Genomic DNA, 19,705 nt, shown 5'->3' on the forward strand with positions numbered 1-19,705 from the left:
GCGTCAACCTAGCCAGTTGCACGGATCGTGCGCATCAGCAACAGTTGTGATCTAACCGGCGAGCCGGATCGATCCCAGCACCCCCAGCCCCGAGACGAGCGCCAGCCTGGACGGCTCGGTCAGCTCGACCTTCAGCGTGCTGCCGTGGGGAACCGCAAACTCCTCGCTATTGAGACGAATGCTGCAATGGCCGGAAACCGCGTAAACCAGATGCGTGCCGGCGGACAATGGCCGATCGCCGGGCTCCCGGAGCGCCAGGAGCTCGATCTCCGCCGCACCGCGCCGGGCCATCAGGTTCACGACCTCGACCGGACCCGCCTCGAGCTCGGTCACGATCTCGAGCTCGCCGGTGAAGCGCACGGTCGTGAACGGCTCGCGCTCGTCGAATTCCCGCCCCGGTGCTTTCAGCACCAGCCCGCGCCCACCCACGACCATCTGCAAGCGGTCGATGCCGGGCATGTAGGAGAACGGACCGGGCGCCACGATCGGCGTGGACGCAAAGCGCCAGAGCAGACTGTCCCAATCCTTCGTCGGGCTGCCTGCACGATGCGCATCCGCAATATCGGTGAAGATGCCGCCGCCGTTCTTCCAGGGCGAGCGGGTGTAGTATTCGGATTTCAGCAGCGTGGTTTTCATGTTCCTGGGTCGTCCGGGATCGCAAAAGGGCGAGATATCACGCAGCATCATGCGCGTGGCGAACCCGCTTTGCCAACCCGTTCGACGGCCGTTTCCGATTTAGCGGCTGGAGGCCTTTACCAGCGGGCATTTGCTCTCCGCGAGCGGCCAGACGGTCTCTTCAGGCGGGATCTTGCGCACGATGTCGAAGTAGTCCCAGGGATATTTCGAATCGGACGGCTTCTTGACTCGAACGAGGTACATGGTGCGCGTGACGCGGCCGTCCTCACGGATGCTGGCGTCCTCCGAGAAGACATCCTCGACCGGTATCGTCCTCATGGCGGCCGCAACCCGGCCGGCATCGTCGGTGCCGGCGCTGGCGACGGCCTTGAGATAGTGACGCACCGCGCCGTAGACGCCGGCATGCAGCATCGACGGCATCATGCCGGTCTTTGCAAAAAACGCCTTCGACCATGCGCGCGTCGCCTCGTTCATGTCCCAGTAGGAGGCCGTCGTCAGGTAGGTGCCCTGCGCATCCCTGAGGCCGAGCGCGTGCACGTCCTGGAGGAAGAGGATCAGCGCGGCGAGGCTTTGGCCACCCTGCACCAGCCCGAACTCGCCGGCCTGCCGCATCGCGTTGACGGTGTCATTGCCGGCATTGGCGAGGCCGATGACCTTGGCGCCGGAGGATTGCGCGCTCAGCAGGAACGAGGAGAAGTCCGACGTATTGAGCGGATGGCGCGCGCTGCCCAGCACCTTGCCGCCCAAGGCCGCAATCACGCTGGTCGCGTCCTGCTGGAGCTGATGGCCGAAGGCATAGTCCGACGCCAGGATGAACCAGGTGCCGCCTCCCGCCTTGACGACCGCGGACGCGGTCCCGTGCGAGACCGCATAGGTATCGTAGGTCCAGTGGAAGCCGTAGGGCGAGCACTGCTCGTTGGTCAACGCCGTCGTCCCCGGCCCCGAATAGAGAACGATCCGCTTCTTCTCGCGTGCGAGGCTCTGGACCGCGAGCGCAACGCCGGAATTGGGCACATCGACGATCGCATCGACATCCTCCACATCGAACCAGCGCCGGGCGATCGCCGTGCCGACATCGGCCTTGTGTTGGTGATCGGCCGAGACGATCTGGATCGGCTTGCCGAGAACCGCGCCACCGATCTCGCTCACCGCCATCTCGGCGGCGACGACCGAACCTTTGCCGGTGATGTCGGCGGTCACGCCGGCCATGTCGGTGAGGACGCCGATCTTGACGACGTCACCACTGACCTGCGCCCGTGCCGCGACGGGCTGCGCCAGCAGCAGAAGGACACATGCAATCCGTCTCATCCTTGGTATCCTCCAATGTGCCTGCAAGGCGCGGGATCTCAGCATCCGACCGTATCGAGCCAGGCCAGGATCATGGCGGCGAGATCATCGCTGTTGTCCTCGATCATCATCATGTGGCCGTTCCCCTCGATGCCGCGATCCGGAAGCCAGACGAACTCGGCGCCGAGATAGCTCGCCGTCGCCGCATCCACCTCGCGCGGATGGCGCGGGTCGCGGTCCCCGGTCACGATCATGATCGGCCTTTCCCGCAGACGCTCGGGATCAGCAATCCTGAGCCCCCGTCCGCCGATGTTGAAGCGCTCGTTCAGGATTCGCGCGCTCTCCGGCGCAAACGAGCGGCAGTAGTTTTCGAACGCGTGATGCGGAAAGCGCGGCCCGTTGGCCCAATAGGCGGCGGCAAAGTCCGCCGTCAGCCATACCGGCGCATCCTCGCTCGAGTAAACGGGATGACCGGCGCTGGCGTCATCGCGCAGCGCGCGGATCGCTGCCGGATCGTCGGGCAGATCGCGCAACAGATTGGCCGGTGGACCGGGGGCGATGCCGACCACGGCGCGGACCAGATCGGGACGCCGCTCGGCCATCCACCAGGCCATCGGACCGCTCGCCGAATGCACCAGCAGCACGGCCGGCCCGATTTCTTCGATCAGCGCCAGCAGCGACGTCGCCACATCCCGCGTTCCAAGCCGCGAAAAGTCCGGACCTGACGGCGAACGGCCGTGACCGGGCCAGTCCGGCACGAACACGTCCCGGCCAGCCGCAGCAAAGCGCGGCGCCCAACCCGGTCTCCGATCCGGCGTGGCGAGATAGCAGGTCCCGGTGTGACCGGCGCCATGGACCATGACAACAGGCATTTTGCGCAAGGCCACGTGGGACGATCGCACCTGGTCGACATAGACTGGATGCTCCGGCGTTCCCGCATGGAAGCACCGGACCTCGCCGTCGCACGACAGGTCCATCACCCTCTGCCCGGCCAGCGGCATGCTCCTGCGATCCTCCACAACTATCGTCGACGGCCGTTCTTGCGGGCCTCGCAGCGATGTTAAGATCAAGCCGGATCGAAAAGCAACCAGAAAGTCTCATATGAGACCATCTCGAAAATCGACGAACGGCACCACCGGGAGCCATTCACCCGAGCGAAAACCGCTCGCGGCGGTGATAGGCGGCACCGAACTCCAGATCGCCTACAGGATGGGCTACGTGCTGAACTTCTATCGCGAGCCGTCATTCCGGCGGATCGAGATGGAATTCGGCCTGACGCGACCGGAGATCGTCACCCTGATCTTCCTGAATTTCCGAGAGGGCGTGACCGCGAGCGAGATCTGCGAATTCTCCGGCCATCTCAAGGCCAACATCAGCCGCGGAATCATCGCGCTCGAGAAGAAGAAGCTGATACGGCGTGCCGCCGACAAGACGGACAGCCGCCGCCAGCAATTGTTCATGACGGCGGCCGGGCGGGCGCTCTACGCACAATACATCCCGGCCCTGCGCGAGCGGGAGCGTGCCATGCTCGCGTGCCTCACGCGGGCCGAGCGCAATGAATTCGAGCGCCTGCTCGACAAGCTCGCCGCGCACGTCCCGCATTGGGCTGCGCTCGACGAACTCTGAGGGCGGAGCGATCGCGCGGGCGAGGCGTTCCTCACTCGCCCTTGCCCGCCTTCAGCTTCGGCAATGTCTCGATGATCTTCTGCTTGCCGTCGATGATCTCGGCGAGGAAGCTGGCGCGGTCGATGTCGCCGTTCTGGTCCCAGCTCGCTTCCATCAGCATGCCCGGCGCCTTGTCGGGCCTCAGGGTCAGGCCTTTCATCGCGGCGCCAAAAGCCTTGCTGTCGAACTTGCCGATCTTTTCGGTGACGTATTTGACCAGATAGACCGCGGTGTAGCCCTTGATGCCGTTGTGGTCGGGCCGGTACTTGTAGCGCTCGCTGAATTTCTTCGTGAAGTCCTCGATGGCGGGAATCGGAGCGTCGGCGGAAAGGCCGACATGGCCGCGCACGCCGTTGGCGGCGGGGCCGGCGAGCTCGACCACCTTCTGGCTCAGCAGCGTGGTCTCGCCGAACAATGGCGTCGACAAGCCCTGCCGCTTCGCCTCGATCAGGAAGCGGGCGCACTCCTCTTCATTGGTATAGACGAAAATCGCGTCAGCCTTGGCGCTCTTCAGCTTGATGACGTCGGAGCCGAAATCGACCTGGCCCTGCTCGGTGGAGATATCGGCCGCGATCTCGATATTGCGCGCCTTCATCTCCTTCAGAAAGTTGTCGTGGCCGCCCTTGCCGAAATCATTGTTGACCCAGACCAGCGCGACCGTCTTCACCTTGAGCTTGTCGTGCAGATAGTTGGCGATCTTCGGCATCGAGAATTGCTGACCGAAGGCCGTGCGGAATATCCAGGGGTTACCTTGCGTGGTGATGTCGGCGGCCTCGGCGCCGACGATCTGCGGAATCTCGGCTGCCTGCGTCAGCGCCATGTTGACCTTGACCGAGCCTGAATAGATCGGCCCGAGCACGACGTAAGGGTCCTTGTCCAAAACCTTCTGCACCTGCGCGCGCGAGATGCCGGGATTGCTCTGGGTGTCGAGATGCTCGGTCTGGATTTTCCGGCCCAGAATGCCGCCGGCATTGTTGATCTCGTCGACCGCGAGCGCGACGCCGTCGCGCCAGTTGGTGCCGGAGACGGCGCCGGGGCCGGACAGCTCGATGACGTCGGGGATGTAGACCGTGCTCTGCGCGCAGGCCGCGCTCGCCCACAGCGATGCCGCAACCGCGATGCTAACCGGCCCTGCAAAATGCCTCATGACGTCCTCCCTCCCATTTTGCTCTGTTGTTATCTCGCTTGATCCGTCCCGCCGTCGAAGCCGAGCAGCCGTGCCGGCGTTCGCCACAACAGGCGATGCTGATCGCCGGGGTCGGGAAACAGTTGTGTCAGCACCGCGAGCAGCGGACCGTAATCGAGCCGCTCTGGGGCGCGCAGGAACGGATAGTCCGAGCCCCAGACGCAACGGTCGAGCGTGAAGGCCTCGACCAGCGCCGTGATGAACGGCCAGGCGTCTTGATACGGATGCGGCTGCTGCGAGAACTTGTAATAGCCGGAGAGCTTGACGTGTGCGTCGCGCTCGCGGCCGATCGCGAGCAGCGCCTGGAAGGCCTTGCCCTGCAATCCCTGCCCAACGGAGGGCCGGCCGCAATGATCGAACACCAGACGCACATTTGATTTGTCGATCAGCGGTAACAGGTCGAGCAACTGGTCCTGCTCGACCTGGATCTGGAGAAACAGGCCGAGGCTGGTCAGCTTCTCCAGCAGTGGTGCGGTCTCTTGGTAGTAAGCGGCACCGTGGAACGGCACGTTGAAGGCGACGCCGATCACGCCGGCCGCCTTCAGCCGTTCGAGCTCGCTGATGTCGACGTCGTTCTCGACGACGGCGACACCGCGAAAGCGGCCGCCGCCCTGCTGCAACGTATCGAGCAGGATGCGGCTGTCGCTGCCGTAGCCGGTGTTGGTGGCCACCACGAGCGCGTGCCTGATATCGAACGCGTCGAACACGCGGATGAGCTGCGCCGCGGGCGCGATCTCCTGCCCGCTCGGCCGGTACGGCGTATCGGCGGAATAGGGAAAGCGGGCGGGATCGATGGCGTGGATGTGGCAGTCGATCCTGGGGGACACCGGCAGCGTCATGGCGCAAAGCTCCCCGGCGGTTCAGAACGTCGCTTCGATGGCCTTGATCAGCTCGGGCGTCACGTCGGGCATGACACCGAACCAAGCCTTGAAGGCGAGCCTAGCCTGGTTCAGCAGCAGGCCCAGCCCGTTGACCGTGACGCAGCCGCGCGCGCGGGCTTCGGCGAGGAACGGCGTTTCCAGCGGCGTGTAGATGAGATCGGCGGTGAGCGTTTCCGGCCGCAGGCGCGACAGGTCGATCTCCAGCGCGGCCTTGCCGACCATGCCGCGATCGGTGCAATTGACGAGCAGCGCGACATCGCCGAGCGCGGCGCCGCGGTCGTCCCACGCGACGGTGCTGATGGCGGAACCGAAATCCTTTGCGAGCGCCTGCGCCTTCTCCGCGGTGCGGTTGGCGATGCGGATCTCGCGCGCGCCATTTTCGAGCAGCGCCACCACCACGGCGCGCGAGGCGCCGCCTGCCCCGAGCAGCAGGATCGGCCCGGCATCGCCGCGCCAGTCAGCCTTGGCGTCGCGCAGGCTCTGCACAAAACCGTTGCCGTCATTGTTGAAGCCCGAGAGCGTGCCGTCCGCCTCGACGACGATGGTGTTGACGGCGCCGATGCGTTTTGCCGTTTCGTGGACGCGGTCGAGCATCGGCATCGCCGTCTGCTTGTGCGGCATGGTGACATTGCAGCCGCGGAACCCGAGCGCAATCAGCCCGTCAAGCGCATCCTCCAGCCGCTCCGGCTTCACCGCCAGCGGGACATAGCTGCCGCGGATGCCGTGCGCCTTCAGCCAATAATTATGAATGACGGGCGAGCGCGAATGCGCAACCGGCATGCCCATGATACCCGCCAGTCCAAATCCGTCCTGCGACATGCTGCGCTTCCATCCTCGATCGCGCCATTCGGCGCGCGACCATCTTATTTGGTCAGTTGTACAAAGTAATTAGAGGGAATGGCTAGCGCGTGCAATCTGAATCTGGGGAAGCGCCGCCGTCCTGGCGAAAGCCAGGACCTATTAGCCCAGGGAGAGGTTGTGGTGCGAAGGGGCAACTGCGAGTTCCCGTAACCACATCCGACGGTGGTTATGGGTCCTGGCTTTCGCCGGGGCGACGCTGAAGGGGCATCGTGCTTCCAGGCACTCGTCGCGGTCGTAGCCTCGCCACGCAGTGACCGGTCCGATCACATCCCGCTCAACCCGCTATCCACCGCGAGCGTCTGCGCGGTGACATAGACGCTTTCGTCCGACAGGAAGAACAGCACCGCATAGGCGATCTCCCACGCGGTCGCCTGGCGGCCGAAGGGGACATGGCCCTTGCCGCGCGATGGGCGGCCGGCGCCGGCTTCGCGGCCGTTGGGAGTGTCGACGAGGCCAGGATAGATGAGGTTGGCGCGGATGCCGCGGCGCGCGCCGAGATGGGCGATGTTGCGCATGAGGCCGCCGAGCGCGGCCTTGGAGGAATCGTACACCGCCATCTGCGAGCCGGCTTTCAGCGCGGCGATCGAGGAAATGAAGACGATGGCGCCGCCATCGTCGAATCTCGGCATGGCGGCGCGGCAGCACAGCATCGGACCGCGGACGTTGACGTCGTAGATCCTGTTCCACTCCTCGGGGCTGACGGCATCGAGACCGACCTTGCCGAAGGTGCCGATGTTGAGCACCATGCCGTCGAGCCCACCCATCGCGCGGTGCGCTTCGTCGATCATGCGGACGACGTCGGGCTCGGACGTGACGTCCGCCGCGATGGCGAATGCCTCGCCGCCTTCGGCGGTGATGCGCTTCACCGTCTGTTCGGCCGAGGTGCGGTTGAGATCGGCGACCGCGACCTTCGCACCCTCGCGCGCGCAAAGGATGCTCATGGCGCGGCCGTTTCCGATCGGATCGGTTAAGGCATCGAACACGCGCTGGCCGCCGCCGACGATCAGGATGCGGCGGCCGCTCAGGCGCCCCCTGCCCGGCGCTTCGCCCAGCGATTCCGCGCTCGGCGGGCGGACGTAGCGCTCCGGCTTGGTCTCGGTTTCCGTCATCTCAGCCGCCCTGCTTCTTACCGCCGTCATAGACCTTCATGCCCGCCGCGGGATCGAGATCGGTTTCCGTTGCCTCGGTGACGCGCGCCATCATCATGTAGAAACCGAGCGCGACGATGGATTCCACGACCTCCTGGTCGCTGAAGTGGCGGCGCATGGCGGCAAAGGTCGCCTCGGGAACGCGGACGTTCTCGACGACCTCGCGGCCGAATTTGAGCAGCGCGCGCTCAGCCTCGCTTAAGCCGGCTGCATCGTAGTCACTGCGCTCGACCGCATCGATCTGCGCTTGCGTACAGCCGACACCGAGCGCGATCGGAACATGCTGGCGCCACTCATAGGCGCCGCCTTCGAGCTGGGCGACCTGGAGGATCAAGAGCTCGCGGTTGACGGCGCTGAGCTTCTGCTTGTGCAGGATCGAATTGCCGAGCCGCATCGCCGGGATCATGTTGGCCTCGGCATGAGCCATCATGCGAAAGATGTTCAGCTTGACCGGCATGCGGTCGAACGAGGCGCGGATGTCGCCGCTCGTCGTCTCCGGATCAATCAGGGGCAGCCTTGCCACGCGTTTCTCCCTTGGGTTTTCGTTTCTTGTTGTCGTCATTGCCTGCCGCGATCAGCGACAGGAAGAAGGCGAGGTAGCGGTCGATCGCCTCGATCACCTTCGGCCGCGACGACGGCGTCGCGCCCATCACGTAATGTTCGAGGCGGATATAGATGAGGCCCGCCGCGAACAGCCGCGCGGTCTCGCGCGGGTCCGGCGTCGAGACGAGGCCAGCGAGCGCAAAGCCGCGGAAGTAATCCGTCATCAGGCTCTGCTCGCGCGCGTAAAAATGGTCGGCGAACTTGGCACGGATGCCGGGCACGCGGTTACGCTCGGCGGTGATCACCTTCTGGAACTGATGCTCGCGCGGATCGGACCATTGCTCGACGAGATCAAGCGCAAACTGCCGGCAGAACGCGGCGGGCTGGCGCGCAAGCTGCTTGTAGCGCGGCTCCTCCAGCCGGCTCGCCGAGCTGGCCGGGCCATGCTCGGCAACGATCGCTTCCAGGATCGCGGCCTTGCCGGCGAAATGATTGTAGAGGCTGCTCTCGCGAATGCCGACACGGCGCGCGAGCTCGCGCATCGAGGCGCCGCCATAGCCGCTCTGCGCGAACAGGTTGAGCGCTTCGGAGAGGATGCGCTCGCGGGTGGTGGGCGCAGCCGCTGCCGCCGCGCTGGAGGTGTGGACAGCCATGCGACTTGACTAACGAACGATCGTTCGCTAGTCAACCGTACGAACGATCGTTCGTTTGCCAGTCTGGCGGCTACGGTCGCGGCCCGCAAATCCGGTTGCGGGCCCTGTTCTCGCGTTTCAACTCCGCTCCCTTGAGAGGCGGAGAGCAAATCTGGGGAGACGACCTCATGGCGCGCTTTGCCCGCCTTCGCCTGGCCGCGGCCTGCATCCTGTTGCCCATGCTCGCGGCAAGCATCGCCCAGGCGCAAAGCGCAAAATACGATCCCGGCGCCGACGACAAGACCATCAAGATCGGCACCACCGCGCCGCTGAGCGGACCGGCCTCGGCTTTCGCGCAGATCGCAAAATCCGCCGAGGCCTATTTCCGCAAGGTGAACGATGACGGCGGCGTCAACGGGCGGCGCATCCAGATGATCATCGCCGATGACGCCTACAGCCCGCCGAAGACGGTGGAGCAGACGCGGCGGCTGGTCGAGAGCGAGGAAGTGCTCTTGATCTTCGGCGGCGTCGGCACGCCGACCAACAGCGCCGTGCACAAATACCTCAACGACCGCAAGGTACCGCAGCTCTTCCTGGGCTCGGGCGCCGCGAAGTGGGACGATCCGAAGAACTTTCCGTGGACCGTCGGCTGGCAGCCGACCTATCGCGACGAGGCGATCGCCTACGCCAGGTACATCAAGGCAAGCCATGCCAATGCGAAGATCGGCGTGCTCTATCAGAACGACGATCTCGGCAAGGACTATCTGAAGGCGCTGGAGGAAGGACTCGGCGGTGGTGAGGCGATCGTGGCGCGCGCCGCTTACGAGACCACGGCGCCGACCGTGGACACGCAGATCCTGCAACTGAAGACTGCCGGCGCCGATGTGGTGCTGGTTGCGGCGACGCCAAAGTTTGCGGCGCAGGCGATCCGCAAGATCGGCGAGATCGGGTGGAAGCCCGTGACCATCATCTCCAACGTCTCGGCCTCGATCAGCGGCGTGCTGGAGCCGGCCGGCAAGGACAATTCCACCGGAATCATCTCCAGCCAGTACCTGAAGGATGCGACCGACCCCGCGCTGAAGGACGATGCCGGCTACAAGGAGTGGCTCGCCTTTATGGACAAGTACCTGCCTGAAGCCAACAAGAGCGATTGGCTCAACGTCTATGGCTATACCATCGCGCAGACGCTGGTCACCGTGCTGAAGGCGTCCGGCAACGACCTCACCCGCGCCAATGTGATGAAGCAGGCGACGACGCTCAAGGACGTCAAGCTGCCGATGCTAATTAACGGCACCACGGTGAACAACTCGCCGGAGCGCTATACGCCGATGACGAGCCTCCAGCTGATCCGCTTCGACGGCACGCGCTGGGTGCCGTTCGGCGAACTTCTGAAGAATTGAGCGATGCGGCAGGTCAAGGTCGGCGTCATGCGGGTCGATCTCGTCAGCGAGATCGCTTCGCTCGCCTTCGACAAGAGCTGGCTGTTCGCCAACGTCACCGAAGCCGTGATCGCGGAGAACCGGAGCTGGCTCGATCACCGCTATATCGAGCCGGGGACCGGCCGCTTCATCCTCAGCCATCATTCCTATCTCGTGCGCGCGCCGCGCTGGACCGCCATCGTCGATACCTGCTGCGGCAATCACAAGAAACGGCCGCGCGTCCCGGTCTGGAACGACCTCAGCCAGCCTTATCTCGAAAACATGCGGGCGCTTGGCGTTGCGCCTGAAGAGGTCGACTTCGTGATGTGCACGCATCTGCATGTCGATCACGTCGGCTGGAACACACGGCTCCTCGACGGCCGCTGGGTGCCGACCTTCCCCAACGCGCGCTATCTGATGGGACGCGAGGAGTACCGGCATTTCGAGGCCGCGCACAATGCCGCACCGAAGAACCCGGTGAACCACGGCTCGTTCGAGGATTCCGTGCTGCCGGTCGTCGCCGCCGGCCTCGCCGAACTGGTCGAGACCGACCATCGCCTGTTCGAGGATCGCGACGCGGCCTTGCGCTTCGCGCCGGCGCCGGGCCACACCGCCGGCAACATGCAGATCCACCTCAACGGCGGCCACGATCACGCCGTCATGTCGGGCGACGTCATCCATCACCCGATCCAGTGCGCTGCGCCGTGGCTGTCCAATGCCGCCGATGTCGATCCGGCAGCGGCGGTCGCGACGCGGATGGCGCTGCTGGAAGAGCTCGCGGATACGCCGAGCTATCTGCTCACCGGCCATTTTCCCGCGCCGACCGCGGGGCGCGTGGTGCGGCATGGCGACACTTACAGATTTCGTTTCGAGGATTAGGGGAAGCCATCATGATGTTGCGCACCGTCACGCTTTCGTTTCTCGCATTGCTGTCGGCGGCGTTGCCCGTCCGGGCCGAGGATCCCGCCGCCTACCCCACCCACAAGATCAGGATGCTGCTTCCTTACGCGGCTGGCGGCGGCGGCGATGTGGTCGGCCGGTTGCTCGCGGATAGGATGGGCAAGACGCTCGGGCAGAGCATCTATATCGAGAACCACACGGGTGCGGCCGGTACGCTCGGCACGCAAATGGTCGCGGCGTCGCCGAACGACGGCTACACCATCACCGTCGGCGGCATGACCACGCATGTGCTGGCGCCCGCGATCTATCCAAAGCTGGCTTACGATCCGATCAAGGATTTCACGACGATCGGCCGCGTCGGCACCTCCTCGATCATGCTGGTGGCGACCAAGGACTTTGCCGCCAATGACATCAAGGGCCTGGTTGCGCTCGCCAAGAAGGGCGAGCCGATCCAGTATGGCAGCTGGGGCGTCGGCTCGACCGGGCAATTCTGCGCGGAGATCTTGATGCAGCAGAGCGGCATCAAGATGGATCACGTGCCCTTCAACGGCATCGCGAAACTCGCCGGCGACCTGCTCGGCGGCCACATCTCGCTTGCGACACTCGACATGGCGACCGCGACGCCGCTGGTGAAGGACGGCTCGATCAAGGCGCTGGCCGCCTGCGGCGAGCGCTCGCCGAGCCTGCCCGACGTCGCGAGCTACAAGGAACAGGGCGTGGCGTTCGACCGCAGCCTGTCCTGGGCGATGTATGCGCCTGCAGGCCTTGCCGAGCCGGTCGCCAAGAAGCTCTCGGCGGCCCTGAAGGACGCGCTCGGCGATGCCGAGGTGAAGGAGAAGCTGCTGGCGCTCGGCATCACGCCGCAATTCGTCTCCGGCGAGGAGCAGCGCGACATCAACGCGCGCGACATCGCGGCCTGGAAGCAGGTTGCCAAGGACGCCGGCATCGAGGTCAAGTGAATCGAGGTCAAGTGAACAAGGCAAGAGGAGCGCGGGCATGAGCCGCATCTTCGGCGCGGTGCGCCAGAACGGATATGTGGTGCGGGACATCCACGCCGCGATGAAGCACTGGATCGAGGTGATGGGCGTCGGCCCCTGGTACTACATGGATCGCGTCAGGACCGACTGGTTCCGCCATCGCGGCCAGGACTCCGCCGTCGAGATGAGCATTGCGCTGGCCAATTCCGGCGACCTCCAGATCGAGCTGATCCAGCAGCGCAACGATGCGCCCTCGCTGTACAAGGAATTCCTCGACGCCGGCCACGAAGGACTCCAGCACATGTCGTACTGGAGCCACGACTATCAGGCGCTCTACGACAAGGCGCTCGCGCTCGGCTACAGGATCGGCCACGAGGGCCAGATCGGCGGCGACAAGGGACGCTTTGCCTATTTCGACACCCAGGCGCATCCGGGAACAGTGATCGAGATCTCCGACACCAGCGGCACCAAGGGGCCGTTCTTCGAGAAGGTCCGGCAGGCGGCGATGAACTGGGACGGATCGCGGCCGATCCGGGAGGTCGGCGGCGGTAAGTCCTAGGACCTGTCGCCGGCTTGCGGCAACAGGAGCGCCGGACGAAATCAAATAGAAATTGTATTGCGGCCCCGGTCGGATATTCTCGCCGACATTGCAATCCCGGCTCGGGGGCCGTGATGAAGTTCTTTTGTCTATTTCTTCTCAGCGCCTTGGCGCTCGCCTTCCAGCCGACCGGAGCATTGGCCGACCAGCGCATGGCGCTGGTGATGGGCAATTCGGCCTATCAACGCGCACCCAAGCTCGCGAATGCCACCAACGACGCGGACCTTCTCGAAGCGCGCAAGGCGATGCAGGAACCGGCGGGGTTCACATCGCTGCTCGCCCGGTAGATGGCGTTCTATGGTAGCTTGATCCCGTGTCCGAACCTTCAGCGAGGCAAACATGTCCTCTACCGACAAGGTCTTCGCCGGCTCGATCCCGAAAATCTACGACGAGTATCTCGTCCCGCTGATCTTCGCCCACTACGCCGCCGACATCGCCAGGCGTGTCGCCGCGCTCTCCCCGTCAACGCTGCTGGAAACCGCCGCAGGCACCGGCGCCGTGACGCGGGCCGTGACGGCGGCGCTGCCTCCCGGCATCCGTTACATCGCGACCGATCTCAACGAGCCGATGCTCGCGATCGCGGCGCAGCGCCAGGCCGAAGACAATCGCATTACCTGGCGCCCGGCGGATGCCACCGCGCTGCCGTTCGACGACGCCGCGTTTGACGTGGTCTGCTGCCAGTTCGGCGCCATGTTCTTTCCGGATCGCATCAAGGGTTACGCCGAGGCGAAGCGGGTCTTACGGCCGGAAGGCACGTTCGTGTTCAACGTCTGGGACCGTATCGAGGAGAACGTGTTCGCGGACGAGGCGACGGCCGTGCTCGGAAAGATCTTTCCCGACGATCCGCCGCGTTTCATGGCGCGGACGCCGCACGGCTATCACGACAAGGCCGTCATCAAGACCGATCTGGAGCAAGCGGGCTTCCGTCACATCTCGATCGAAACGCTTCCCGCGGTGAGCCGCGCGCCGACACCCGAATATGTGGCGTTCGCATATTGCCAGGGGACGCCGCTGCGAAACGAGATCGAGGCAAGGGATGCGAGCAAGCTTGAGGCCGCGACGGACGCCGTGGCCGAGGCGATCCGCACGCGCCATGGAGCCGGACCGGTCGAGGGCAAAATCCAGGCGCTGGTGATTACGGCACAGCCGTAGTTGCAGGGCGCTTCAGCTTACGTCCCGCGTCCTACCAGAAGCTCCGCGGCATCGGCTGCGCCGGCTGATAGTACGGGTACTGGCCGCCGCGCTGCCGGCGCGGATTGACCGGTTGCGGGTTCGGATCGCGCTGGAAGAAGAAGCCGAAGCCGTTGCCACCATTGTCCCAGCTGTCGTCGCTCGCAATGTCCATCGGAGGCGCGGTCGGCTTGCGCGTGATGAAGCCGCCCTGGGGATGGTTGCTCAGCACTGCGACGAATTCGGTGCGGTAGTTGGTCTCGCTGCTCAGTGGCTCGTCCGAGATGATGATCGACGAACGCGGCAATGCGGTCGGCGCGATGCGATCCCAAACGTCCTGCGGAATGGTGATGCGATCGAGCGCGTCCTTGGCATCGTCGCCGTTTTCGATCGTGACCACGCTCCAGCGCAGGCCGGTGTCGTTCTTCGCCATTGCCGTGAAGATATGCGTGCCGAGCGGCTGGTCGGGATTGCGGATGGTGACCGGGACCTCGATGCTGGTGTCGAACACCTCGCCGCCGCCATCCGGCGCCGGCTTGTGCGTGTTCCGCCGCACATAGAGCTTCTGCGTCGCGCGGCTGATGTAGACCGAGACCGGCTCGAGCGCGAGCTTTGCGTCGGTCGCGGCCTTCACGATCTCGGCCTTCTTGGTCGCAGCCGCCTTCGCGGCCTCCTTCGTGGCGGCGACGGCGTCGCGCTTCGGTTGCGCGGCCGCCTTGGCGGTGTCGAGCTGGCTCGCCGCATCGGCAGCCTTGGTGGCGGCCTTCTGCTTCAGCTCCTCGGCCTTGGCGCGGGCCTGATCGGTCTTTGCCGCCGCGAGCGACTTGTCGGCAAAAGCAAGCTCGGCATCGGCGCGGGCCTTCTGCTGTTCCAGCTTGCGCAGCGAGGCGGGAAGCGAGGCGGCCTCCTTCGCGGCGATTGCCGCGGCCTTCTTGGCATCGTCGGCGGCCCGGGTCGCCTCCTCGGCCTCGGCGGAGAGCTTGTCGGCCCGGTTCGGCACCGCCGCGATGGCTTCGCGCTTCGGCACGAACAGCGAGGGATGGGTGAAATCGACCGGGGCCGCGTCGTTCGGCGAGATGATCACGCGCATGCCGATGTTGGTCTTGTCGAACAGGCCCTCCGCAAAGCCGAAGGGCATCCGCACGCAGCCATGCGAGGCGGCATAGCCCGGCAGCGGCCCGCCATGCAGCGCGATACCGTTCCAGGTGATGCGCTGCATGTTGGGCATCCAGGCATCGTCATACATGGTCGAGTGGTGGTCCTTGTCCTTCTCGACGACGGCGAAGACGCCGGCCGGCGTCTCGCGCCCGGTGGTGCCGGTGGACACCGGCGCACGCAGGATCCAGCCGTCGGCGTCGTAGAAGGTGACCTGCTGGCTCTTGATCGACACGATCGCCATGATCGGCTCGCCGGCCTCGCGCGGCGCCACCGCCTCGGTCGGCTGGCGCGCCTGCTTGGCCGCGGTCGCCGGGTTCACCACGGCAAGCACGGCCAACGCCGCAAGCGCGATCCTGCCGGGAGGGGCCCAACGCCGCATCGCCAGGGTGGATTGCGCCGTCGTCAGTCGGTTTTTCATGCCATGCCCCGGTCGAAATGCCAGTCCGCGCTCATGTCGATTAGGTCTCAGATTGCGATCTTTGGATTAAGAAATCGCAGCCGCCATACGTTCCGTCTGTGGCGATATTCGGCACGTTCCAACGACAAATCTCTCATATACGACGGCTCGCGCGGGCGGAAGGGTGGCTCCCGGCCAAGGCTGGTCCGAGGCTGGCGGCGATCGCTGCGGCAGAATGTCCGCCTTGGAGGGGGCGGATCCGCCGGTTTTCCCCCCGTTGCGGTGGAGCGCCGCGGCGATCACGACCCGGATCACAACGGTGCGGCGCAAACCGGCCTATATTCTTTGAACCGGCAGGCTTTGGTTGAGAATGGTGGCTAAACGCCCGGCACCTTCCGGCCGAACCTCGGCAGTAAACACCACTGCGGGGCGCGCACCTTCACGACCCTCAGCGGCCTCGCCGCGAGGCGGCCGCCGGCGAGGCGGTTGAGGTCAAGGCTGCCTCTCCAAAGGAGACAAGCCGCAAGCGCTCCTCATCCCACAAGGTCAGCCGCACGGTCCGCAAGCTCTGGAGCAGCGTAATCCGTCCGACGCCGGCGAGCTGCGGATGGTCCCGCAACACGTCCGGCAGGCGATAGCAGGGAATTCGACTGCACAAATGATGGATGTGGTGGACGCCGATATTCGCCGTGAACCATCGCAAGACACCCGGCAATTGGTAGTGCGAGCTGCCGTACAGCGCAGCGTCGTGAAAATTCCAGTTGTCGTCGTGGGACCAGTGGGTGTGCTCGAATTGGTGCTGGACATAGAACAGCCAGACACCGATCGACGCCGCCAGAACGATGATCGGCAGGTGAACCAGCAGGAACGGCCCATAGCCGACCAGCCGGATCATCGCGCCGACGAGAACCGCGATCGCGACGTTCGTGCCCATTGTGCTCAGCCAGGGCTTCCAGCCACCGCGCATCAGCCCGACCGGCAAGCGATGCTTCAAGATGAACAAATACGAGGGACCGACGCCAAACATCACGAGGGGATGGCGATACAAACGGTACAGCATCCGACCCCATAGGGGCTGGTCGCGAAACTCGCGCACGGTCAACGTATCGATGTCGCCCGAGCCCCTGTGATCGAGATTGCCGGAGTTCGCATGGTGGCGTGCATGGTTATGTCGCCAGTAATCGTATGGCGTCAGTGTCATCACGCCGATGGCGCGGCCGACCCAATCGTTCGCAACGCGGCCGCGGAAGAACGAGCCATGTCCGCAATCGTGCTGGATCATGAAGAGACGGACCAGCAAACCCGCCGCGGGCACCTCGAGCAGCAGCGCAAACCAATAGCCGTGGTCAAGAGCGGCCCAGATCAGAACCCAGATGATGACGAGCGGCACCGCCGTGATCGCCAGCTCGAGGACACCGCGCGCACTGTCGGGCTCGCGGTAGCGGGCGAGCATCCGCGCCGTCGCGCGGATCTCCGGCGTTCTCTCAGTCATTTCTGGTCTGTTCCCGATGTCCGCCGAAGAAGTATCGTTATCGCCCACGGACGCCTCCGGCAGCAGTTCTGAGGTCCTGCCCCGCACGCACTCATATTGATCCGAGCCTGGATGTCCTGCTGAGCAATATTGCTCACGCCGGGAGCCGGCGTCCCGCCGAATTGGCCTGCCCCCCATGACACACCGCGACTGAGATGGGAAGGGACGCAGGTCGGAGATGTTCACCGACCGGCCGGCGATTTTCCGGCAATGTGAGCAATATTGAACTGAAGCTGACACGCGAGCGCGGCATGCTGGCCATGACGCAGCCGGCGAATCGGCTGTCATCGGCGGCGGCTTCGGGTACAGCGTACCCCGCCATATGGGCAGGAGCTTCATATGTCCGAGGTCTATGCTCGTCCAGAACCGACGCTGATTCCGATACCCCGGCCACTCTGCCCGGCCTGCCAGAGCCGCATGATGCTGATCCACGTCGGGGCAAGCTGTGACGGTCCCAATCTTCGAATCTTCGAATGTGCCAAATGCGGGAACGTCCACAAGATATCCATGGACGACCCGATGAGATCAGCCAAATAGCAGCTGAAGGGGAACGCTCAAGGAAGCGGCCCCAGCACGGGGGTGCGAACCGGGGCCGCCATTCATCGGGTATGATGAGTGGGCATCATATCCGGTCGCCATCACCAAGTAGTCCCGGCGACGTTCGTTCCAGGCAGACTCTCACGATGCCCGCCTACCAGCGTTTGCGCCAAACGCCGCCCCAGCTTCCGCCCCATCGGCTTCGTCCGCGGACGAGCCCGATGATCATGAGCAGCAAGACCGCGCCGACCGCGGCGTCGATGATCTGCGAGACGATCCCCGAACCGAGATGGATTCCCAGCTGCGGAAATAACCAGCTCGCGATGAAGGCGCCCGCTATTCCCACGACGAGATCGCCGACCAGGCCCAAGCCCGTACCCATGACGATCTGGCCCGCAAGCCAACCGGCCGCGATGCCCACAGCCAATATGACGAGAAGGCTTTCACCAGATATGTTCATTTTCACCTCACCAACGGACGACCAAGCAGTGTTCCGTCACCCGTCAGACTAGACCCGGGCAAGGGCGGATGATGTGCAAAACTGCTCAGATGCCGATCGTATGATCGGCGCGCGGCTCAGGATCAGTTGCGGACCATTCCTTCAAAGCTGAGCAATTTTGCTCTGCAGCAGAGCGAGCCAACCGATAGGCTCTCTGATGGCCGTCCCTCGACCGGCACGAAGAGGGGTCGACAAGTGGCGCGGCTGACGCCTCTGCAGTTCGTCCAGGAGATCTCACCTTGACTATCAGAACAACACGGACCACCGTTTCGTTCGCCAATCCCTTCGTCCTTCAGGGCCTGGAGGGCACTCAGCCCGCCGGTGAATATGTCGTCGTCACTGACGACGAGCAGATCGAAGGGTTGTCGAGGATCGCCTATCGGCGCGTGGCGACGCTGCTTCAGACGCCCGCGAGGTCTGCCCCCCAATTACTGATCCAGTTCTACTCGGTCAGCCAAACGGAGCTGGATGCCGCACTCATGAAGGACCGGCATCAGACGGTCGTACGGCATTGAGAGCGCAGGCGAGCCGTATGGCGAGCCGGCCGAGGCCGCCGCCACAATTGCCTGGCCGGGATCACCGGGGGGCCCGAAGGCGGACGCAAGATTTGCCTAACGCGCCCGGCCCCGGCCCTGCTAAGCTGAAGCCCCCTCCATCAGGTTCTTGACGACGTTATGCTAAAAGCGGCGAAAAGCTCGTTCGATCCAAAACTCTTTCTCGCCAAGGTCGGCGAGGGCAAAGCCATACTGAAATTCGACAAGAACCAGGTCGTGTTCTCGCAGGGCGACGCCGCGGACACGGTTTTCTACATCCAGAAGGGCAGGATCAAGGTTCTCGTCGTCTCCGAGCAGGGCAAGGAAGCCGTGGTCGGAATCATGGAGCCCGGACAATTCTTCGGCGAAGGTTGCCTGAACGGCCATCCCTTGCGGATTTCGACAACGGTGGCGATGGAGCAATGCCTGGTCACGTCGATCGCGAAATCGGCTATGCTTGCGATACTCAAGGGCGAGCCAAAGTTCTCCGAGTTGTTCATGGAGTATCTGCTCAGTCGAAACAGCCGCATCGAAGAAGACCTGATCGACCAGTTGTTCAATTCGAGCGAGAAGCGGCTTGCGCGTCTTCTCCTGCTCCTGGCGAATTTTGGCAAGGATGGCGCCACTCAGCCCATCACCGCGCAGGTCAGTCAGGAGACGCTCGCAGAGATGATCGGGACGACCCGCTCACGCGTCAGCTTCTTCATGAATAAATTTCGCAAGCTCGGCTTTATCACCTACAACGGCAAGATCGAGGTTCACAGTTCCCTCCTGAACGCGGTCTTGTATGACAAGCCTGAGATCGTGAGGGACGACTGAGACAGTTGGGGGCAAGAACGCCTCGAGCCGCCTCCTGCAACGATATGAAGGTACCCCATGAAAAAGCCGACCGCGCACGTCGACGAGATCGCGCCGAGAATCATTCAAAGGGCTGACGTCGCACCGGCCGATGGCTTCACGCTTGTGGTCGATGGCCACTTCAAGACCCGTTACGACAGCGAAACTGCTGCCCGAGAAGCCGGCGCCGAGTTGCTCGGCAGATTCCCAATGTTGCAAATCCTGGTCTACGATGCTGCGACCGGGATGCGGTCGCCGCTGCAATAGATTTTCGGCGTGACCGGGCCCGCATCGGGTGTCGTTGCGGGCCT

The 19,705-nt window shown here is 64.3% G+C and carries 22 protein-coding genes; 10 read left to right on the forward strand and 12 right to left on the reverse strand.

Translation table 11 applies throughout. The features are described from left to right. Positions 1-51: 51 nt before the first annotated feature. The 3 genes from WN73_RS26535 to WN73_RS26545 all read right to left on the reverse strand — a co-directional run bounded on the left by WN73_RS26535 (position 52) and on the right by WN73_RS26545 (position 2,924). Positions 52-636, reverse strand: coding sequence for a HutD/Ves family protein (locus WN73_RS26535; protein ID WP_028174237.1), 585 nt, complete (start codon positions 634-636; stop codon positions 52-54). Between the two features lie 99 nt (positions 637-735). Continuing rightward, positions 736-1,944: an ABC transporter substrate-binding protein gene (locus tag WN73_RS26540; RefSeq protein ID WP_039183919.1), complete on the reverse strand. Its 1,209-nt coding sequence runs from the start codon at positions 1,942-1,944 to the stop codon at positions 736-738. A 38-nt stretch (positions 1,945-1,982) separates the two neighbouring features. Continuing rightward, the gene (locus tag WN73_RS26545) at positions 1,983-2,924 is read right to left on the reverse strand and encodes an alpha/beta fold hydrolase (protein ID WP_246740340.1); all 942 of its coding nucleotides are present in this window, start codon (positions 2,922-2,924) and stop codon (positions 1,983-1,985) included. A gap of 100 nt (positions 2,925-3,024) precedes the next feature. Here WN73_RS26545 and WN73_RS26550 point away from each other — a divergent pair, with 100 nt between their 5' ends. Beyond that, positions 3,025-3,549 (forward strand): MarR family winged helix-turn-helix transcriptional regulator, encoded by a 525-nt coding sequence (locus WN73_RS26550; protein WP_231166570.1) that lies wholly within the window; start codon positions 3,025-3,027, stop codon positions 3,547-3,549. 31 nt (positions 3,550-3,580) lie between these two features. Here the strand turns inward: WN73_RS26550 and WN73_RS26555 are convergent, their stop codons facing one another. The 6 genes from WN73_RS26555 to WN73_RS26580 all read right to left on the reverse strand — a co-directional run bounded on the left by WN73_RS26555 (position 3,581) and on the right by WN73_RS26580 (position 8,860). Further along, the gene (locus WN73_RS26555; protein WP_028175209.1) at positions 3,581-4,735 is read right to left on the reverse strand and encodes an ABC transporter substrate-binding protein; all 1,155 of its coding nucleotides are present in this window, start codon (positions 4,733-4,735) and stop codon (positions 3,581-3,583) included. A 29-nt stretch (positions 4,736-4,764) separates the two neighbouring features. Then, a complete protein-coding gene (locus WN73_RS26560) occupies positions 4,765-5,613 on the reverse strand; it encodes an amidohydrolase family protein (protein WP_028175208.1) in 849 nt (282 codons plus the stop codon). A 21-nt stretch (positions 5,614-5,634) separates the two neighbouring features. After that, on the reverse strand, positions 5,635-6,474 hold the full coding sequence (locus WN73_RS26565; protein ID WP_028175207.1) for a shikimate dehydrogenase: 840 nt from the start codon (positions 6,472-6,474) through the stop codon (positions 5,635-5,637). A 305-nt stretch (positions 6,475-6,779) separates the two neighbouring features. Next, complete coding sequence (locus WN73_RS26570; protein ID WP_028175206.1) at positions 6,780-7,625, reverse strand: SDR family NAD(P)-dependent oxidoreductase; 846 nt, start codon at positions 7,623-7,625, stop codon at positions 6,780-6,782. 1 nt (position 7,626) lies between these two features. Continuing rightward, the gene (locus tag WN73_RS26575; protein WP_028175205.1) at positions 7,627-8,187 is read right to left on the reverse strand and encodes a carboxymuconolactone decarboxylase family protein; all 561 of its coding nucleotides are present in this window, start codon (positions 8,185-8,187) and stop codon (positions 7,627-7,629) included. After that, positions 8,165-8,860 carry a TetR/AcrR family transcriptional regulator gene (locus WN73_RS26580; RefSeq protein WP_060910734.1) on the reverse strand — a complete coding sequence of 232 codons (696 nt, stop codon included), beginning with the start codon at positions 8,858-8,860 and terminating at the stop codon, positions 8,165-8,167. Before WN73_RS26580 ends, WN73_RS26575 begins: the two co-directional genes overlap by 23 nt. Positions 8,861-9,027: 167 nt before the next feature. Between WN73_RS26580 and WN73_RS26585 the strand changes: the two genes are divergently transcribed. The 6 genes from WN73_RS26585 to WN73_RS26610 all read left to right on the forward strand — a co-directional run bounded on the left by WN73_RS26585 (position 9,028) and on the right by WN73_RS26610 (position 13,884). After that, a complete protein-coding gene (locus WN73_RS26585; protein ID WP_271555352.1) occupies positions 9,028-10,239 on the forward strand; it encodes an ABC transporter substrate-binding protein in 1,212 nt (403 codons plus the stop codon). A gap of 3 nt (positions 10,240-10,242) precedes the next feature. Beyond that, the gene (locus WN73_RS26590; RefSeq protein WP_271555353.1) at positions 10,243-11,136 is read left to right on the forward strand and encodes an MBL fold metallo-hydrolase; all 894 of its coding nucleotides are present in this window, start codon (positions 10,243-10,245) and stop codon (positions 11,134-11,136) included. Between the two features lie 11 nt (positions 11,137-11,147). Further along, the gene (locus WN73_RS26595; RefSeq protein ID WP_271555354.1) at positions 11,148-12,116 is read left to right on the forward strand and encodes a Bug family tripartite tricarboxylate transporter substrate binding protein; all 969 of its coding nucleotides are present in this window, start codon (positions 11,148-11,150) and stop codon (positions 12,114-12,116) included. A gap of 37 nt (positions 12,117-12,153) precedes the next feature. Next, the gene (locus tag WN73_RS26600; RefSeq protein ID WP_271555355.1) at positions 12,154-12,693 is read left to right on the forward strand and encodes a VOC family protein; all 540 of its coding nucleotides are present in this window, start codon (positions 12,154-12,156) and stop codon (positions 12,691-12,693) included. A gap of 113 nt (positions 12,694-12,806) precedes the next feature. Continuing rightward, on the forward strand, positions 12,807-13,019 hold the full coding sequence (locus WN73_RS26605; RefSeq protein WP_060910729.1) for a caspase family protein: 213 nt from the start codon (positions 12,807-12,809) through the stop codon (positions 13,017-13,019). A gap of 52 nt (positions 13,020-13,071) precedes the next feature. Beyond that, complete coding sequence (locus WN73_RS26610; protein ID WP_271555356.1) at positions 13,072-13,884, forward strand: class I SAM-dependent methyltransferase; 813 nt, start codon at positions 13,072-13,074, stop codon at positions 13,882-13,884. A gap of 31 nt (positions 13,885-13,915) precedes the next feature. On the opposite strand, the gene WN73_RS26615 is transcribed toward WN73_RS26610, so the two are convergent. The 3 genes from WN73_RS26615 to WN73_RS26625 all read right to left on the reverse strand — a co-directional run bounded on the left by WN73_RS26615 (position 13,916) and on the right by WN73_RS26625 (position 17,985). Next, positions 13,916-15,478 (reverse strand): L,D-transpeptidase, encoded by a 1,563-nt coding sequence (locus tag WN73_RS26615; protein ID WP_271555357.1) that lies wholly within the window; start codon positions 15,476-15,478, stop codon positions 13,916-13,918. A 427-nt stretch (positions 15,479-15,905) separates the two neighbouring features. Then, on the reverse strand, positions 15,906-16,949 hold the full coding sequence (locus tag WN73_RS26620) for a fatty acid desaturase (RefSeq protein ID WP_028175199.1): 1,044 nt from the start codon (positions 16,947-16,949) through the stop codon (positions 15,906-15,908). Positions 16,950-17,679: 730 nt separating this feature from the next. Beyond that, a complete protein-coding gene (locus tag WN73_RS26625) occupies positions 17,680-17,985 on the reverse strand; it encodes a GlsB/YeaQ/YmgE family stress response membrane protein (protein ID WP_038966522.1) in 306 nt (101 codons plus the stop codon). Between the two features lie 278 nt (positions 17,986-18,263). Between WN73_RS26625 and WN73_RS26630 the strand changes: the two genes are divergently transcribed. From WN73_RS26630 to WN73_RS26640, 3 genes are all read left to right on the forward strand, one after another. After that, complete coding sequence (locus WN73_RS26630; protein ID WP_011085033.1) at positions 18,264-18,539, forward strand: hypothetical protein; 276 nt, start codon at positions 18,264-18,266, stop codon at positions 18,537-18,539. A gap of 159 nt (positions 18,540-18,698) precedes the next feature. Beyond that, on the forward strand, positions 18,699-19,376 hold the full coding sequence (locus WN73_RS26635; RefSeq protein WP_011085032.1) for a Crp/Fnr family transcriptional regulator: 678 nt from the start codon (positions 18,699-18,701) through the stop codon (positions 19,374-19,376). Positions 19,377-19,433: 57 nt separating this feature from the next. Further along, positions 19,434-19,661 carry a hypothetical protein gene (locus WN73_RS26640; RefSeq protein ID WP_028175197.1) on the forward strand — a complete coding sequence of 76 codons (228 nt, stop codon included), beginning with the start codon at positions 19,434-19,436 and terminating at the stop codon, positions 19,659-19,661. Positions 19,662-19,705: the final 44 nt, after the last annotated feature.

Origin of the sequence: Bradyrhizobium sp. CCBAU 45394 (assembly GCF_028128655.1) — a bacterium.
In the GTDB taxonomy this organism is placed as follows: domain Bacteria; phylum Pseudomonadota; class Alphaproteobacteria; order Rhizobiales; family Xanthobacteraceae; genus Bradyrhizobium; species Bradyrhizobium diazoefficiens.